The following is a 13,189-nucleotide window of genomic DNA, read 5'->3' as shown; positions in this document are numbered from 1 at the left end:
TGAGCGACGTCATCCGCTACGACACCTCGCGCATACGAAAGGCAACACGCCAACACGCCTTCAGCGGGCCGCGTGGCGCGCGCGTCTTCCGTCGTTTGCTTGCGTGCTCGCGCGGCTTTGCGCGAACTCCGGGAACGTGTCTGCAAGCGTCGCCTCATCCGGCAGGATGTAGAACACTCCGCCGCGCTCGAACGTTGGGCGGACGACCGCCTCGTAGAACTCGGGCGATACGTTGATGCAGCCGTGGGTGATTCGGTTGTCGTCCGGCGTCGGCGATGCAAGGCGTTCGGCGCGCTTCTCGGCCGGAACGTTGGTCGCCGTGGGGTGGATGGAGACCGCGGAATCGTAGTCCACCCAGAGCACGCGGCCGGCGTCGATCGATGGTCCGAAACCGCCGACAAAACGACCGGCAGGCGTCGTGCGATCACGACCGGGAATTTCGCGAAGCGCGAGGCCGGCAACACCGGGGGCCGAATGGTCGCCGATCGCCGAGCCGAAGAGCCCGGGTGCCGCGCCGCGAAGATGGCCGTCGCCGCCGAACACGAGGATCTGTGCGGCCGCCTTGTCGATGACCGCGAACGGGTAGCCCTCGCTGTCCTTGGTTGCGACCACCCAGCCCGCGAGTTCGGTCACGGTGCTGGATACATCCTGACCTGGCGGAAGCTGGTCGACGGCGGAGACCGGTTGTGCGGCCGCCTCCTCGGCGCCGGCCACGCCTACGCTCGCGAAGGCCAACGACAGTGCCAGCGCGATGCCCCGGATCGCAGGGTGTGTGCACGTACGGATGGGACGCCTCCTTCCAACCAGGACGGGGTGTAGCCAAGGCGACCGGTGGCCAGCGAAGGCCACCAGGCGCGCTTCAGAGCGTTCGTCGCGAATCGTGCAGAGCGACTAACCGCGCGGCTTGCGTGGCGGCGCAGCCTCGAGCCGCTGGACGCGGCCTTCCAGCTGATCCAGCCGTTGGTTGGCCTGCTGCGCCGACTGACTGGCGGATTCGGCGCTCTGTGCTGCGCCCTGCACCTTCGAATCGAGCTGATCGAGACGCGAATTGATCCGTGCGAAATCGTCGTCGTAGGTGGCGCAGGCACTAAGGCCGACGGTTGCGACGATCGCCACGCCGAACGCACGCACGATCGCCAGATGTTGCTTGGACAGGTTCATGCCAATCCTCCTTCCTTTGGGGGTAGCCGGAATATAGCGGCCTTCGCGCCGCGGTCATGGGCGCGCATACAGCTGGCGTTGGCGTACGTAGATGACTCGTGAAATGTGGCTACCGGCCGTCGGCATACGCCCTCGAAACGGATCGACGTCGATAAAGCGAGCTCATCCATGGGGTGCGCCGAAGTGCTTGTGGCACGGCCGACGCTGGTCTTCGCATTCGAGTCGTGCCAACCAACCGCGTCGTCGCGGAAGAACACAGCGAATGCCTCGAACGGGATCATCCGCGACAGCGTCCGACCCAACGCTCGGCGGACGCATCGAAGGTGGGATGCGATTTATGCCGACAGCTTGACGTCTACCGCCGCCGCGGCTGCATCCGACTAGCGCTTCGCTTTTCCACCCGCGAGCCAGTCGTGACATTTGTCCAACTGCTCGACCGCACCCGCAAGCGGAAGGTCCAGGTCGAACCTCTCGAGCTTGCCTTCGAACATGGCGGACTGCGACAGCCGGAGATTATGGCCGTCGGCGCGGATCTGCCTGATCAACGCGGCCGTGTTCTTCGTCGACATCATCGGAAAGCCGCCATCAAGCTCGGCATTTGCATCCACCTGCAACGTGAGGTCGATCGACGTGTTGTTCGAGCCCTCGATCGACAGCTGCCCGTCGCTCTCGCGGCCGTAGAAGAAGATCATTGGATACGCGCCCTGGCGGATCGGGTAAACCGAACAGGTGCGCACGCCTGTCGGGTCAGTGGCCTGGCCCGACACCCACTTCGGCGCCGTCGACTCGGAGTCGGATTGCGCGAACGCAGTAATCGGAAGCCACGCGGTGAGACACAGCAGACACAGCGCAGGAATGCGGAGCATTTGGACAGTCCAGTGAGTGATGGAGACGACGCGTTGCCGAACCATCAGGGCACAGCGTAGGCATGAAGCATCGCAGACTCGATCCCGGACGCTATCGGCCGAGACAGCGAATCATGTAACCGGTGTGGCTGTGGGAGATGGAACCTGACCCGATTTCCGCGGCGGACGAAACTCGACTCCGCGCCCGTTTCGATGCGGAAGAGGAATGGAACCCGGCCCATTTCTTCGCGACGTCTCCTTCCCATCGCCTGCCGCGACACCGTCCATCACCTCACCCGCGCCACGAGCGGCCGCCACGCGCCCGCCAGCAAGACAGCTGCCAGCGGCAACGCGACCGCGTGCCCGAGCAGCATCGCGCCAGGATTCGTCAGTGCGTTGAACACCAATGCGCCCTGCACGCTCACGTAGGCGCAGGCCACCAGCACCAGTTCGAACGGGCGCGAGTTGCGAAACAGCGCACCCAGCGCGAGGCCCCACAGCGCGATCGAGACGCCGGCCACCGCCACGGCCAGCGCCGCCATCGGCTGTTGCACGGCCAGGCGCACCAGCGCAGGCGACGTCACCAGCCACGCCATGCCGATGCCCACCACCACGCGCGCGGCGAGCAAACGGTCGCGCATCTTGGATGCGGTGAACACCAGCGCGCCGGTGCGGGTGTCGTGCTCGCGCAGCACGGCGCGGGAGAACAGGTCCATCGACAGCAGCCAGCCGGCGAGGATCGCCACCACCAGCCCGACGTCCTTCGCGAACATCTGCGCGATGAAGATGCCGAGCATCGCGACGAACCACAGGCGTCGACGCGGCCGCAACGCGAGCCGCACTTCCGCGCTCACCAGCGCGCCGAAGCGGCTCCAGCCAAGCGGGATCATCAGACGGTCGAGCCAGCGCAGGCTGCGGCCGTCCGTCGAGCGCGAACGCGCACTGCCGCGGCGTGCCGCGCAGCGGTCGAGCAGTGGCGTCGCGGCCAGCAGCACGATCACCGCGAGTGCGAGCCAGAAGCCACGCGCGGCCAGCACGTCCAGGCCCACGTTCCAGTGCGTCCAGTCGAACAGCACCAGCGGTTTGCCTTGCAGCGACTCGCCGCCGATGCTCACGCCGCTCTTCGCGAAGCCGGCGGGCAGGCCCGCGCCACGCGCGAGCGACTGTTCCACCGCGACCATGCCCTGCGGATCGCCCGGCCAGCTACCCGACCCGCGCGCCACATTACCGGTCATCACAAAGATCCACACGAAGAAGTACACGACGTTGCCGGCGCTGCGGCGCAGCCACGGCAGCAGGTCGAACCACACCGCGCACGTCGCGCTGAAGGCGAACGCCGGCAGTGCGATGACCACGACGGGCTTCAACAGTTCGACGACATCCAGATGCGGAACTTCGCCGCGTACGAACTGCGCCACCACGCCGACCACCACGCCGAACGCCAGCATCAGCGCGAACACGGCGATGTGGCTCAGCCACTTGGCGAAGAGGTAGCCCGCGCGATTCATCGGCGTGGACACCAGCAACTGCCACGTTCCGGTGTCGAAGTCGCGCACCAGCGTGCCGCGCACCATGTAGAAGCCGACCAGCGAAAGCAGCCCGCCGTAGACCAGCGAGATCACCAGGCCGATCCACGCGCTCGAGTAATGCGCGCGTGCGCCCGCACCGAACCACACCGTGAGGTAGCCGGCGTCGGCGGGCGGAAAGCTCCACCACGTTGCCACCGCGAGCGCGCCCAGCAGCACCCACATGCGTGGCGTGCGCAGGCGCCGCCGCAGGTCGGCCATGCAGATCGCGGCGACGATCCGCAGCGCGCTCATGCCGCCAGCTCCGCGCGGTGCAGGCGCCACAGGTAGGCGTCTTCGAGATCGGGCGCGCACGCCATCGCATCGTTGGAGGGCATGCGCTCGCCCACCACGCGGATCTCCACGCCGTCGGCGCGTCGCTGCGCGCGGCTGATGCGGTGCGCGGCGCGCATCTCCGCCAGGCGATCGGACGGCACCGTCCACGACCAGACGTGCCCCTGGGCATCGGCCATCAACGCCTCGGGCGTGCCATGGAAGCGCAGCTGCCCGCCGACCAGCACGGCCAGCTCGCCGGCGCTGGCCTCGATGTCCGAGACGATGTGCGTTGACAGGATGACCAGCCGGTCCGCGGCCAGCTCGGCCAGCAGGTGGCGGAAGCGCATGCGCTCGTCGGGGTCGAGACCGACCGTGGGCTCGTCGACGATCAGCAGCCGCGGATCGTTGAGCAGCGCCTGCGCGATGCCCACGCGCTGGCGCATGCCACCCGAGAACCCGCCCAGGCGGCGATCGGCGACGTCCGTCAGCCCGACCCGGTCCAGACACTGCGCCACGCGCTCGCCTACCCGGCGCGTGGGCAGCCCCTTCACCGCCGCAAGGAACGCGAGGAATTCCCGCGCCGACAGCGCGTCGTAGACGCCGAAATCCTGCGGCAGGTAGCCCAGCTCTGCACGTAGCGCGTCGGGCGCCGTCGCGATGTCCTCGCCGCGCCACGTCACCCGGCCGCTGCTGGCGCGGGCGAGCGTGGCCAGCACGCGCATCAGGCTCGACTTGCCGGCCCCGTTCGGCCCCAGCAGGCCCACCACGCCCGCGCCCAGCCGCATGGCCACCCCGTCCACCGCGCGGTGCCCGCCCGGATAGGCGAAACCCACCGACTCCATCACCAGTTCGACGCCCATCCCCCGCACTCCCCAACCAAATTGTGTTGGTAGTGTAGTGAGGTAGTACACCTAAGGTACCGTGCCGATGGTCAGGGGCTGTCGCTTGGTCTTGGCGCCCCGGCGGTGACCGATAACGTGCCAGCCCTACGCGAGGACTAGCTCAACCCGGGCGCGACGCGCACGGAAATGGAACCCGTCCATTTCCCTCCTGCTATTCCCTCTCCTGCTTGCGGATGGTGCGCGAGCGTCAACCCTTGCCGAGCAGCCCGATCAACGCTTTGGCGGCGTCGGCCGACGACGCCGGGTTCTGCCCCGTAACCAGATTGCCGTCGATCACGACGTGGCTCGCGAAGTCCGCGCCCTTCTCGTAGCGGCCGCCGTTCGCCTTCAGCATGTCCTCGACCAGGAACGGCACCACCTTGGTCAGGCCGACGGCTTCTTCTTCGCTGTTGGTGAAGCCGGTGACCTTGCGCCCCTGCACCAGCGGCGCGTCATCCACGCCCTTTGCGTCGCGCAAGACACCGGGGGCGTGGCACACCAGGCCGAGCGGTTTCACCGCCGCGTAGGTGGACTGGATGAGCGAGATCGAATGCGGATCGGAGGCGAGATCCCACAGCGGGCCGTGGCCGCCGGGATAGAACACCGCGTCGTACTCGCTGGCCTGCAGGTCGCCCAGCTTGGCGGTGTGGGCCAATGCCTGCTTCGCCGCGTCGTCCGTGGCGAAACGACGGGTGGCGTCGGTCTGCGCGTCCGGCGCATCACTGCGCGGGTCCAACGGCGGCTGGCCGCCCTTGGGCGACGCCAGCGCGATGTCGAAGCCGGCGTCCTTGAACACGTAGTACGGCGCCGCGAATTCCTCCAGCCAGAACCCCGTCTTCTCGCCCGTGTCGCCCAGGCGGTCGTGCGACGTCAACACCATCAGGATCTTCATGTGCGGCGATTACGTGAGGGAGGGCCGCGCACGTTACGGCGGTGGGCGATAAGGGGTCGTGAGGCGTCGGCGCCGGGGTCACGGCGTGCGCATTGGCAAGCGCGCGAACGTTCTACTCACACTTCCGCGCGCGAACACTCGAGGTCAGATTCATCCTGAAGAAGTTGGACCTGCCCCCGCTTCTCCCGGAACGTCGCAGTGCGGGCGCGACCGGAGCACGCGCAACCGCGCCGTCTACTTTTGGGGCCGGTCGACGCCGGCCGTTTTGCCTTCTCCAACTCCCCTCAGGCGCGGGCGCTACTCGGGTTCTCGACGGGCGGCGAACCTGCGTGGAAGCTGCGGCGGATCATGCTGCGCAGCTCGGGCGTGTCATGTTCGCCATGTGCAGCCACCGCGTGGTGCACGGCGGCGTCTTCCAGTTCCCGGTCCGAGTCGGCGGCAATCGCCACGGTGCATCCGGAGTCGCTCGGCATCTCGCGGCAGTCGACGTATTTGCGTGTCATGGCGTCCTCCCGTCACGGCGGCCAACCCGCCGGGCCCAATCTAGGCCTGCGTTCTTCCGCACAGCAAGCACGACCGTTGTATTCCCTTGGACGGGCTCATTTATCGGAGCAACGGGGTCAGGTTGGAACGCGCGGAAATGAACCTGCCCCTTGGTTTCCGCTAGGCGGCTTCAGTCCGCAATCGACTCTTCAAGCAGGTCGATGTACGTGCTGAGGCGAACGCGTAGTCCGACGAGTGCCCAACCCATGACATACAGCAAGGCAATTGCCCAGATCAGCAAACCGCCTACGAGGTGTACGTCGAACGCAGCGGCCCAATCGCCGAACTTCCAGCCTCGGAACTGAAGGTACAACGCAACTAATATCGGGAACACGCCGAGGCGTTCGACGCCACCAAGCGCAAGGCCCAACCGATAGGTCATGCCTTCTCGCAATTGCTTGGCAAAGCTGAGCATCTGCTCGCGCTGCGGTCGCGGGAAGCCACGAATTTCGGAGACGAGATCGCGCCAGAGGCCGAACTCCCGATCCATCTCGGCAGCGTGATTAGCGCGCAGCCGACGCCAGTGCGGCACCAGTCGCCACAGCATGCGAACGGCCGCCACGGCGGCGCCCAAGCACTCACATGCCAATGCGACCTTCATGATGTCCAGTGCTACCGCGGGCGCGAGGACAACCGGGGACAACATGGTGGCTAGCAAGCCAACGCCGGCGCTCGCGAAGGCCAACCAAGTCGCCCACCTTTCGGTGAGGGATGTGCTTTCGGAAGATGTCTTGTCGACGTACGCGCTAACGCGGCCGTAGAGCCACTCGAACGATAGTCGACCAACCGGCTCGCCTGCCGCCAGGGTCTGCCTTAGCTCGACAGCGTCAGAGTTCATGCGCTTGCCTGCGACGACCGGAGCAACAGATCAAAGCGCGATTCGCACGGAAATGGAACCTGACCCCATTTCTCTGTCGCCGGTGTGCGGCCTGCGCATCGGCTGGCTCGCGCTACCGCCACACAGGCGTAAATGAACCTGAAGCCGTCACCTTCGCCGTTGCTGCCCTACTTCCGTGCCGCGCGATTCCGAGCGGCCGCGGTGATGTAGGCCGCTAGCGCGTCATACCCCTTGCCTTCCGCCCGTTGAGCTGCATTAAACCCCATGAAACTGGCCTCGGTGTCCGCGCCTGCATCAAGGAGCATCTGGACGATCTTTCGGTTGTTGTTGTCGGCCGCACTGAGAAGGGGGGTCCAACCCTGGCTGTCGGCCACATTCGGATCGGCGTGCAGATCCAGAAGCGTACGCACTACCTCCGCACGCTGGCGATTGGTCGCGATCAGCAGCGCACTCGATCCGCTCTCACCCTTCGCATCGACCGACACGCCTTGGCTGATCAGCGCCCGTGCAAGCGTCTCTCCACCCGGCACTGACGCACCGTAGGCCATCGCGGCCTCAAGATCCGGATACACCTCTCGCGCTTCAACAAAAAGAGCGTCCGTGTCGGCGCCCGTCTTACCGGACGCGCGCAACGCAGCCCACTTTCGCAAGAGCGCCATGCTCAGGATCCGATGCCCGACGCCGTAGTCCATCAGACCAAGCGACGCGCGCGCCTGCCCGATCGCTTCGTCGTGGCGGCCAAGGCCCTCGCTGAGATAATCGGCGAATTCGCCACGGAGCCACGCGTTGCTGGGATCGCGGGCGATCATGTCGCGATAGAGGTCGACCGCGTGCCCGTCATCGCCCGCCGCCTTGTAAGCGGCGAGTAGATATCCCGTAGCGGCCTGCTTGGTGCGTGCGTCAGCGCTGTCGTCGCTCAACACGCGCCGCCAGCGCGCCTCCGCCGCTGCGCTGTTGCCTTCAACGTCGTCGAGCTGGGCGAAGTCCAATTGCAGCCACGCGTCAGTGCTTCCCAGCGCTTCCGCGCGCTTGTAAAACACCCGCGCCCGCGCCATGTCGCCGCGGTTGAAATAAAGCTGGCCGAGCTGCTGGTAGGCGTCGGCGAAGCCAGGCTTCAGCTCCATCATGCGCAGGATCGTTGCTTCGGCCTGGTCGAGCGTGCCGGGCGCGAACTGCGGCGCGCTGTAGACGCGACCGTTATAGATCGTGGGGCGAGCGGACAGGTACCCCAATTTGAACTGGTACCGCACGCGCTGTCTGAGGGCGAAGACATTGTCGGGATCGATAGCGAGCGCCCGGTCGATTCGACTCCGTGCCTCTTCGAGCACCTCATCTTCGCCATGCCACGAGTCCAGCAGCGCTCGCGCCGCAGCGATGTCAACATCTGGACTCTTGGTGGACGCTGGCGCGCGGGCTGCGACATGAGGGACTAAGCACGCCGCCACCAGAATGGCAGCCATGCACGCAGTCCGGGTTCGCATGGTCATCAGAACGTCCTCTCGCCAGTGGATTCATCGGGCGCCGCGCGCGGAAGCCTATCGACGGTCGCCGACGTCCTCAAGGTCACGAGAGCACAATTCAGACATGACGGGAGAAATGGGACCTGACCCAGTTTTCATTCGCAACAATAACCTGACCGATATCTGGCTCCGCTTATAGCGATGGAAGTCGAACCCGCCTCTCTACGCCTACATCTCCGGCGTGCTCGATTCGATCAGACGTGCGGCTTCGTCCGCTTTGCGCTTCGATACCGCGCTGCTGCCTCTCGCATGCTGCTGCGCGGCGTGCTCGGCACGAATTTCAGGGGAGAGCACGTCCAGCTGACGGCGCTCCTGCAACAACGCGCGATCGCCTTCGGCCAGCTGGCAGTTGCGAGACACCGTTTCGAGCTCATCGCCCGTGCGTGCCACTCGACTTTGCAGATGGACGACGACCGCGAGTGTGTCGCCCAACGGATCCAATTCGCGACAGATCGCGTCGATCGTCCCCATCGTGCGCTGCTCGTTACCATCCACTAGCACGAGCAGGTTCGAACGGTCGACCCACACCACCGAGTGCACGCCCTGCACGCGCTTGACTGCAACGCGCGCTGCTTCGCGATCGATGGGCCGTCCCGCGTCCGGAAGCTTCATTGAGCGCCGGAGGTCATCCTGCATGGCATCGGCTTCGCGCCGCACGCCGTCCTGATTGCCCATCACCGCGTCCGCGCGGAGCGTCGCGATGCGTGCAGCCATCTCGATCGGGTCGAGCCGCTGACCTGCGCGGGGCGGCGGCGCATCTTCGCGCGACGCCGCGTCAGGGCTGGACGGGTTGCATCCCGCAAGCAGAAAGGCCAAAGCAAACCCTGCGGCACGGATCACGGTCACGGCGACGTTTCCCCAAAACGTTGGCCGACAGTCTAGCGAGGATCACCAAACCCGTTGCGGCGTGCCGGTCCAACTGCGCGGGAAATGAAACTGACCCGCTTTCGCCGTGTGAGAAGAAATGGAACCTGACCCCATATTCCGATGCGGCGTTGCGAACGTGACGGGCGGGTGCACGAGTTCGAAGGCCATCCTCCGCAGCACTCAGTAGCCGTTCGCCCACATGGCGCGACGCATCGATGGCGCCACGCTTCCAACGCGCGTCCGGGTCGTAGGACGGCGGCGGCGCGACCTCCATGCGCGTCCAGCCGCCAAGCTGGGTTCGAAGATCTTCGCCATCGATCAGCTGTACATGGCCATGGCGTGTTGCGGCTTCAACGGCGGCGCGGGTGAACTCGCCACTCGTCACGAGCACGGAGCCGGTCGCGCCCTCGTTGACCATCAGGCCCAACAGTTCGTGCACCGCGTTGTGCGGCACCTGACGCGCGTTCCAGTGCTTGGCCTGCACGAGCACGTACTCGCCGCTGCGCCGCAACTTGAGGTCGATGCCGCCATCGAATCGCGAACCGCTCCGGCCCGTTCCGCAGTGTTCGACCTGATAGCCCTGCGAGCGATAGTGCTCGGCCAGAAGTGATTCGAGCTGTTGCCAGCTAACGTGCGCCAACACATCCGAGCGGCGCGCGCTGACCCTCTTCAATCCCCACATACCGCCCCCACGGTACCGGCTTCCGCGCAGCCTACATCACCCAAGGGATTGAGCGGCCCGGCGGAAATGGAACCTGACCCCATTTTTTCCGAAATTGGAGGTACAGCGCGACTAGCACCGGGAAAACGCCTAGGCGCTCCACGCCACCCAGTGCGAGTCCCATTCGGTATGTCATTCCCTCGCGCAACCGCCTGGCAAAAGCCAGCATCTGTTCGCGCTGCGCCCGGGGGAAGCGCCGCACTTCGGCGACCAACACGCACCAAAGTCCGAATTCTCGATCCATATCCAACGCGTGATTCGCGCGAAGTTGGCACCAACGCGGAACTTCTCGCCAAAGCATGCGCGCAACCGCAACGACAAATCCTAGAAGCTCGGCAGCCAACGCGTACTTCATGGTCCGCAGCGCTGCAGAAGGCGCAATCACTGATGGCGATAGCGCGGCGACAAGCAGACCCACCCCAGCGGCCACGAACGCGATGCCAGACGCCCATTTCTCCAGCGTCGAGGGACCTTGCGTAGTCGTTTGAGCGACGTAAGAACTCACGCGCTCGTATAGCCACTCGAAAGACAAATTCTCCGCTTCATCGTTGCTGGTCACCACGCCCCCATATCCACAATCTCTAGGCACGCGCCCGGCGTGAGAAAAATGGAACCTGACCCCGCTAGTGGCATCGGTTTGCTGGCGGGCTATTCGCTACCCGCCACTCAATTAACGCAGACGCATCATCCGATGTCACCAATCGGAAAACGGAACCTGACCTCATCTACTGCAGACCCCATTTACTGCAGCTCAGCAAGGACAGACGTGACGGCATTTCTCGCTACGTCGAGTTGCGAACGATTTAGCCAACCGGCCGTATCTCGCGAGACCTTTTTCGCGAGGTCCATGCGGTCCGCCACGAACTGCCGGAACTCGTCAGCGGACATTGTCCTAAGCGCTCCGTAAAACAGAGCAGGGCAGTAGCTGTCCAATATGTGAGGTTCTTCTGCAAGTACTATCGGAAGGCCCTCAACAGCGCGCTCCTGCCAGATGAGTAAACAACCCAAATTTTGCTTCACGACGCTTGGGACGTCTTCAAGCGAACACGCACGACGCAGGTGGGCCTCCGCAGCGACCAGGTTCTTTTCGGGCCCCCGTATGTAAAGGAAGGCCATCTGGTTGTCGGCGAACGATATTGACAAACCCAAGTCCGTAAAGAGCTTGTAGTCGGCGATCATGCGGTTGTACTGCCCGGCTGCGCGTGACCGCGCCAGCGATGCACTCCACCCCAACAACGTGAACTGCTGCACCTCGTTGTTCCGAGCAGCCTCGATCGCCGCGAAAAGCGCCGCGTCGAGATAGCAGCTGGCGTCATTTGCGTCACTCAGCTCAGCCGGGGCCGCATCGCTCGGCTTATAGACCCAACCCACACCAAGCTCGACATTGCCGGCCCTAAGGCCGTCGTGCAGACGCAAGCTCTCGGCGAGTTCGCCAGCCGCTTCTTCATCTTGGCAGGGCACTATCGCGCAGAAGACACTTTGGGTGACTTGGCCAAGCGTTCCCCGTCCCCCTAGTGTCCTAATCATGTGCTGGCCCACGCGACCAAGTGCCTCGTGCGCTTGGTCCATACCGTCGACGTCCGAGATTTGCTCCAAATTTCCAATCCCGACCGCTAGGACGACATAACTATCGGTCTCATCTTTTTCGATAAGAGCAGCTCGCAAGTCGCCCTCGCTTATGAAGCGTGCACTTCCTTGAACTTCGGCCATCCAATGAGCAATCGAACCCAATGGAATCGCTTCAAGTGTTGATCCTTCTTGCAGTTGGCTCACGCCAGTTGCCAAATTGGTCACTCGGCAGAAAGACACACCGCCCTGAACATCGAAGGCCGAAATGATCGCGGTGCGATATTTCGGAAGGTTTCCTACGCGCTTTCTTGATCGCCCTTCACCAACGAAAAATGGCGACTCACCGTCGTAGCCAGGCGGGTACACGGCAAACTCTTGGCCCTTCTTGACGCCGACCTCGCGACCGATATCGATCGCAATAACACCATTAATGGCATCGACGCTAGATATGCGACCACCTCGATTCAAAATGTCGTCGAAATATCTGACCCTGTCGCGCCCACCGATCTTCGCCGAATAGAGGGCTAGGTCCCCCTGTCTCTTCAGCCTCTTGGCCGCTTCCGGAGGTGCAGACTGGGAAAGCAGCGCAGCAGCCACACCGATACTTACGGTGACTCTCCGGTCTGCGTCATGCGGCAGCGCCGTTCCATCAGCGAAATCCAATTTAATCAGCGCGTTGTATTCGCCCGCGGAGGGAAGCAGATCGCCTCGAATGGACTCAGCGACCCGCTCCGATAGTTCAACGCCTTCTTGCTCAGAAAGCACTCCAGAGAAGACGATTTGAAACTCTTCGCCGCCAAGACGGAAGACGTCAGCCGAGAATTTTCCGTCCGATTCAGAAGCAAGGGTCGTCGCAGTCTGCTCTATCCGATTCGCTAATGCAGCGAGCACCAGATCGCCATAACCGTGGCCAAAACGGTCGTTAATGGCCTTGAAGTGATCAATATCGAGAGACGCCAGAATTACGCTTGGCCGCCCGAGCCCGAGAGATGCTCGTTCAAGCTCAGTAACGCCCAGGAGATTGGAGCTGGCAATTGTCTGAAGGCACTTCAAAAGGTGGTCGTCGAACGCCACACGGTTGCGCAGGCCTGTATGCACGTCATGCGTCGCTCGATACTGATTTATCGAGTCTTCGACGAGGCGCAACAAATTCTCGTGGGATGCCGCCTGAGCAGGCGCCTTGATAGCTCGGGAGTAAGCGACCTGGACCACAGCGTCGAACTCCGGGACCCAGAAAAAGACATCACGCCCATTCACTGGGCGAAAAATCTTTCGAGCGGAGCGGCGTGCGGCGTCGAGACTCGATTTGACCCCTCGCGCGCCCTGTTCAACGCCGGCGAGGTCAAACCACTTCTTTCCGCTCGCATAATAGACGCCAGCAGAGAGCGCCTGCGGATGGATCAGTAGCAAACGTGCTTGCACGTTTGCCTGCAGCATTCGTAAACACTTGATGTTCAAGGTCCCCGCTCCCCCTCGCGACTAACCTCGGCCGTGCTGCAAGCCCCCCATGA

13 protein-coding genes are annotated in these 13,189 nt (G+C 64.0%); all 13 read right to left on the bottom strand.

Going from position 1 to position 13,189, the window contains the following annotated elements:
- Positions 1-60: 60 nt before the first annotated feature.
- The 13 genes from ACKTTN_RS06530 to ACKTTN_RS06470 all read right to left on the bottom strand — a co-directional run bounded on the left by ACKTTN_RS06530 (position 61) and on the right by ACKTTN_RS06470 (position 13,136).
- On the bottom strand, positions 61-747 hold the full coding sequence (locus ACKTTN_RS06530; RefSeq protein WP_407910025.1) for a hypothetical protein: 687 nt from the start codon (positions 745-747) through the stop codon (positions 61-63).
- Positions 748-891: 144 nt separating this feature from the next.
- The gene (locus ACKTTN_RS06525; protein WP_407909068.1) at positions 892-1,161 is read right to left on the bottom strand and encodes a hypothetical protein; all 270 of its coding nucleotides are present in this window, start codon (positions 1,159-1,161) and stop codon (positions 892-894) included.
- A gap of 380 nt (positions 1,162-1,541) precedes the next feature.
- The gene (locus ACKTTN_RS06520) at positions 1,542-2,027 is read right to left on the bottom strand and encodes a hypothetical protein (protein WP_407909067.1); all 486 of its coding nucleotides are present in this window, start codon (positions 2,025-2,027) and stop codon (positions 1,542-1,544) included.
- Positions 2,028-2,293: 266 nt separating this feature from the next.
- Positions 2,294-3,826: an ABC transporter permease gene (locus tag ACKTTN_RS06515; RefSeq protein WP_407909066.1), complete on the bottom strand. Its 1,533-nt coding sequence runs from the start codon at positions 3,824-3,826 to the stop codon at positions 2,294-2,296.
- Positions 3,823-4,707 carry an ABC transporter ATP-binding protein gene (locus ACKTTN_RS06510; RefSeq protein ID WP_407909065.1) on the bottom strand — a complete coding sequence of 295 codons (885 nt, stop codon included), beginning with the start codon at positions 4,705-4,707 and terminating at the stop codon, positions 3,823-3,825. Before ACKTTN_RS06510 ends, ACKTTN_RS06515 begins: the two co-directional genes overlap by 4 nt.
- Positions 4,708-4,936: 229 nt before the next feature.
- Positions 4,937-5,620 (bottom strand): type 1 glutamine amidotransferase domain-containing protein, encoded by a 684-nt coding sequence (locus ACKTTN_RS06505; protein WP_407909064.1) that lies wholly within the window; start codon positions 5,618-5,620, stop codon positions 4,937-4,939.
- 284 nt (positions 5,621-5,904) lie between these two features.
- A complete protein-coding gene (locus ACKTTN_RS06500) occupies positions 5,905-6,123 on the bottom strand; it encodes a DUF1059 domain-containing protein (RefSeq protein WP_407909063.1) in 219 nt (72 codons plus the stop codon).
- Between the two features lie 170 nt (positions 6,124-6,293).
- Positions 6,294-7,001: a hypothetical protein gene (locus ACKTTN_RS06495; RefSeq protein ID WP_407909062.1), complete on the bottom strand. Its 708-nt coding sequence runs from the start codon at positions 6,999-7,001 to the stop codon at positions 6,294-6,296.
- A 167-nt stretch (positions 7,002-7,168) separates the two neighbouring features.
- Positions 7,169-8,461, bottom strand: coding sequence for an ankyrin repeat domain-containing protein (locus ACKTTN_RS06490; RefSeq protein ID WP_407909061.1), 1,293 nt, complete (start codon positions 8,459-8,461; stop codon positions 7,169-7,171).
- Positions 8,462-8,689: 228 nt separating this feature from the next.
- Complete coding sequence (locus ACKTTN_RS06485) at positions 8,690-9,367, bottom strand: hypothetical protein (protein ID WP_407909060.1); 678 nt, start codon at positions 9,365-9,367, stop codon at positions 8,690-8,692.
- Positions 9,297-10,061, bottom strand: a complete 765-nt coding sequence (locus ACKTTN_RS06480; RefSeq protein WP_407909059.1) for a restriction endonuclease — start codon at positions 10,059-10,061, stop codon at positions 9,297-9,299. The genes ACKTTN_RS06485 and ACKTTN_RS06480 overlap by 71 nt, the downstream gene beginning before the upstream one ends.
- A gap of 40 nt (positions 10,062-10,101) precedes the next feature.
- A complete protein-coding gene (locus ACKTTN_RS06475; RefSeq protein ID WP_407909058.1) occupies positions 10,102-10,671 on the bottom strand; it encodes a hypothetical protein in 570 nt (189 codons plus the stop codon).
- A gap of 179 nt (positions 10,672-10,850) precedes the next feature.
- Positions 10,851-13,136 (bottom strand): GGDEF domain-containing protein, encoded by a 2,286-nt coding sequence (locus ACKTTN_RS06470; RefSeq protein ID WP_407909057.1) that lies wholly within the window; start codon positions 13,134-13,136, stop codon positions 10,851-10,853.
- Between the last annotated feature and the right edge of the window lie 53 nt (positions 13,137-13,189).

This window comes from Lysobacter claricitrinus (assembly GCF_045866565.1).
Lineage (GTDB): Bacteria > Pseudomonadota > Gammaproteobacteria > Xanthomonadales > Xanthomonadaceae > Cognatilysobacter > Cognatilysobacter claricitrinus.
The sequence above is the reverse complement of the archived record's forward strand: the minus strand, read 5'-3'. Positions and strand labels throughout refer to the sequence as shown.

What these genes read in the sequence shown, in the direction of transcription:
- ACKTTN_RS06505 (WP_407909064.1), bottom strand. Translation starts at nt 5,620, where the DNA reads ATGAAGATCCTGATGGTGTTGACGTCGCACGACCGCCTGGGCGACACG.
- ACKTTN_RS06490 (WP_407909061.1), bottom strand. Translation starts at nt 8,461, where the DNA reads ATGGCTGCCATTCTGGTGGCGGCGTGCTTAGTCCCTCATGTCGCAGCC.
- ACKTTN_RS06525 (WP_407909068.1), bottom strand. Translation starts at nt 1,161, where the DNA reads ATGAACCTGTCCAAGCAACATCTGGCGATCGTGCGTGCGTTCGGCGTG.
- ACKTTN_RS06500 (WP_407909063.1), bottom strand. Translation starts at nt 6,123, where the DNA reads ATGACACGCAAATACGTCGACTGCCGCGAGATGCCGAGCGACTCCGGA.
- ACKTTN_RS06515 (WP_407909066.1), bottom strand. Translation starts at nt 3,826, where the DNA reads ATGAGCGCGCTGCGGATCGTCGCCGCGATCTGCATGGCCGACCTGCGG.
- ACKTTN_RS06495 (WP_407909062.1), bottom strand. Translation starts at nt 7,001, where the DNA reads ATGAACTCTGACGCTGTCGAGCTAAGGCAGACCCTGGCGGCAGGCGAG.
- ACKTTN_RS06510 (WP_407909065.1), bottom strand. Translation starts at nt 4,707, where the DNA reads ATGGGCGTCGAACTGGTGATGGAGTCGGTGGGTTTCGCCTATCCGGGC.
- ACKTTN_RS06520 (WP_407909067.1), bottom strand. Translation starts at nt 2,027, where the DNA reads ATGCTCCGCATTCCTGCGCTGTGTCTGCTGTGTCTCACCGCGTGGCTT.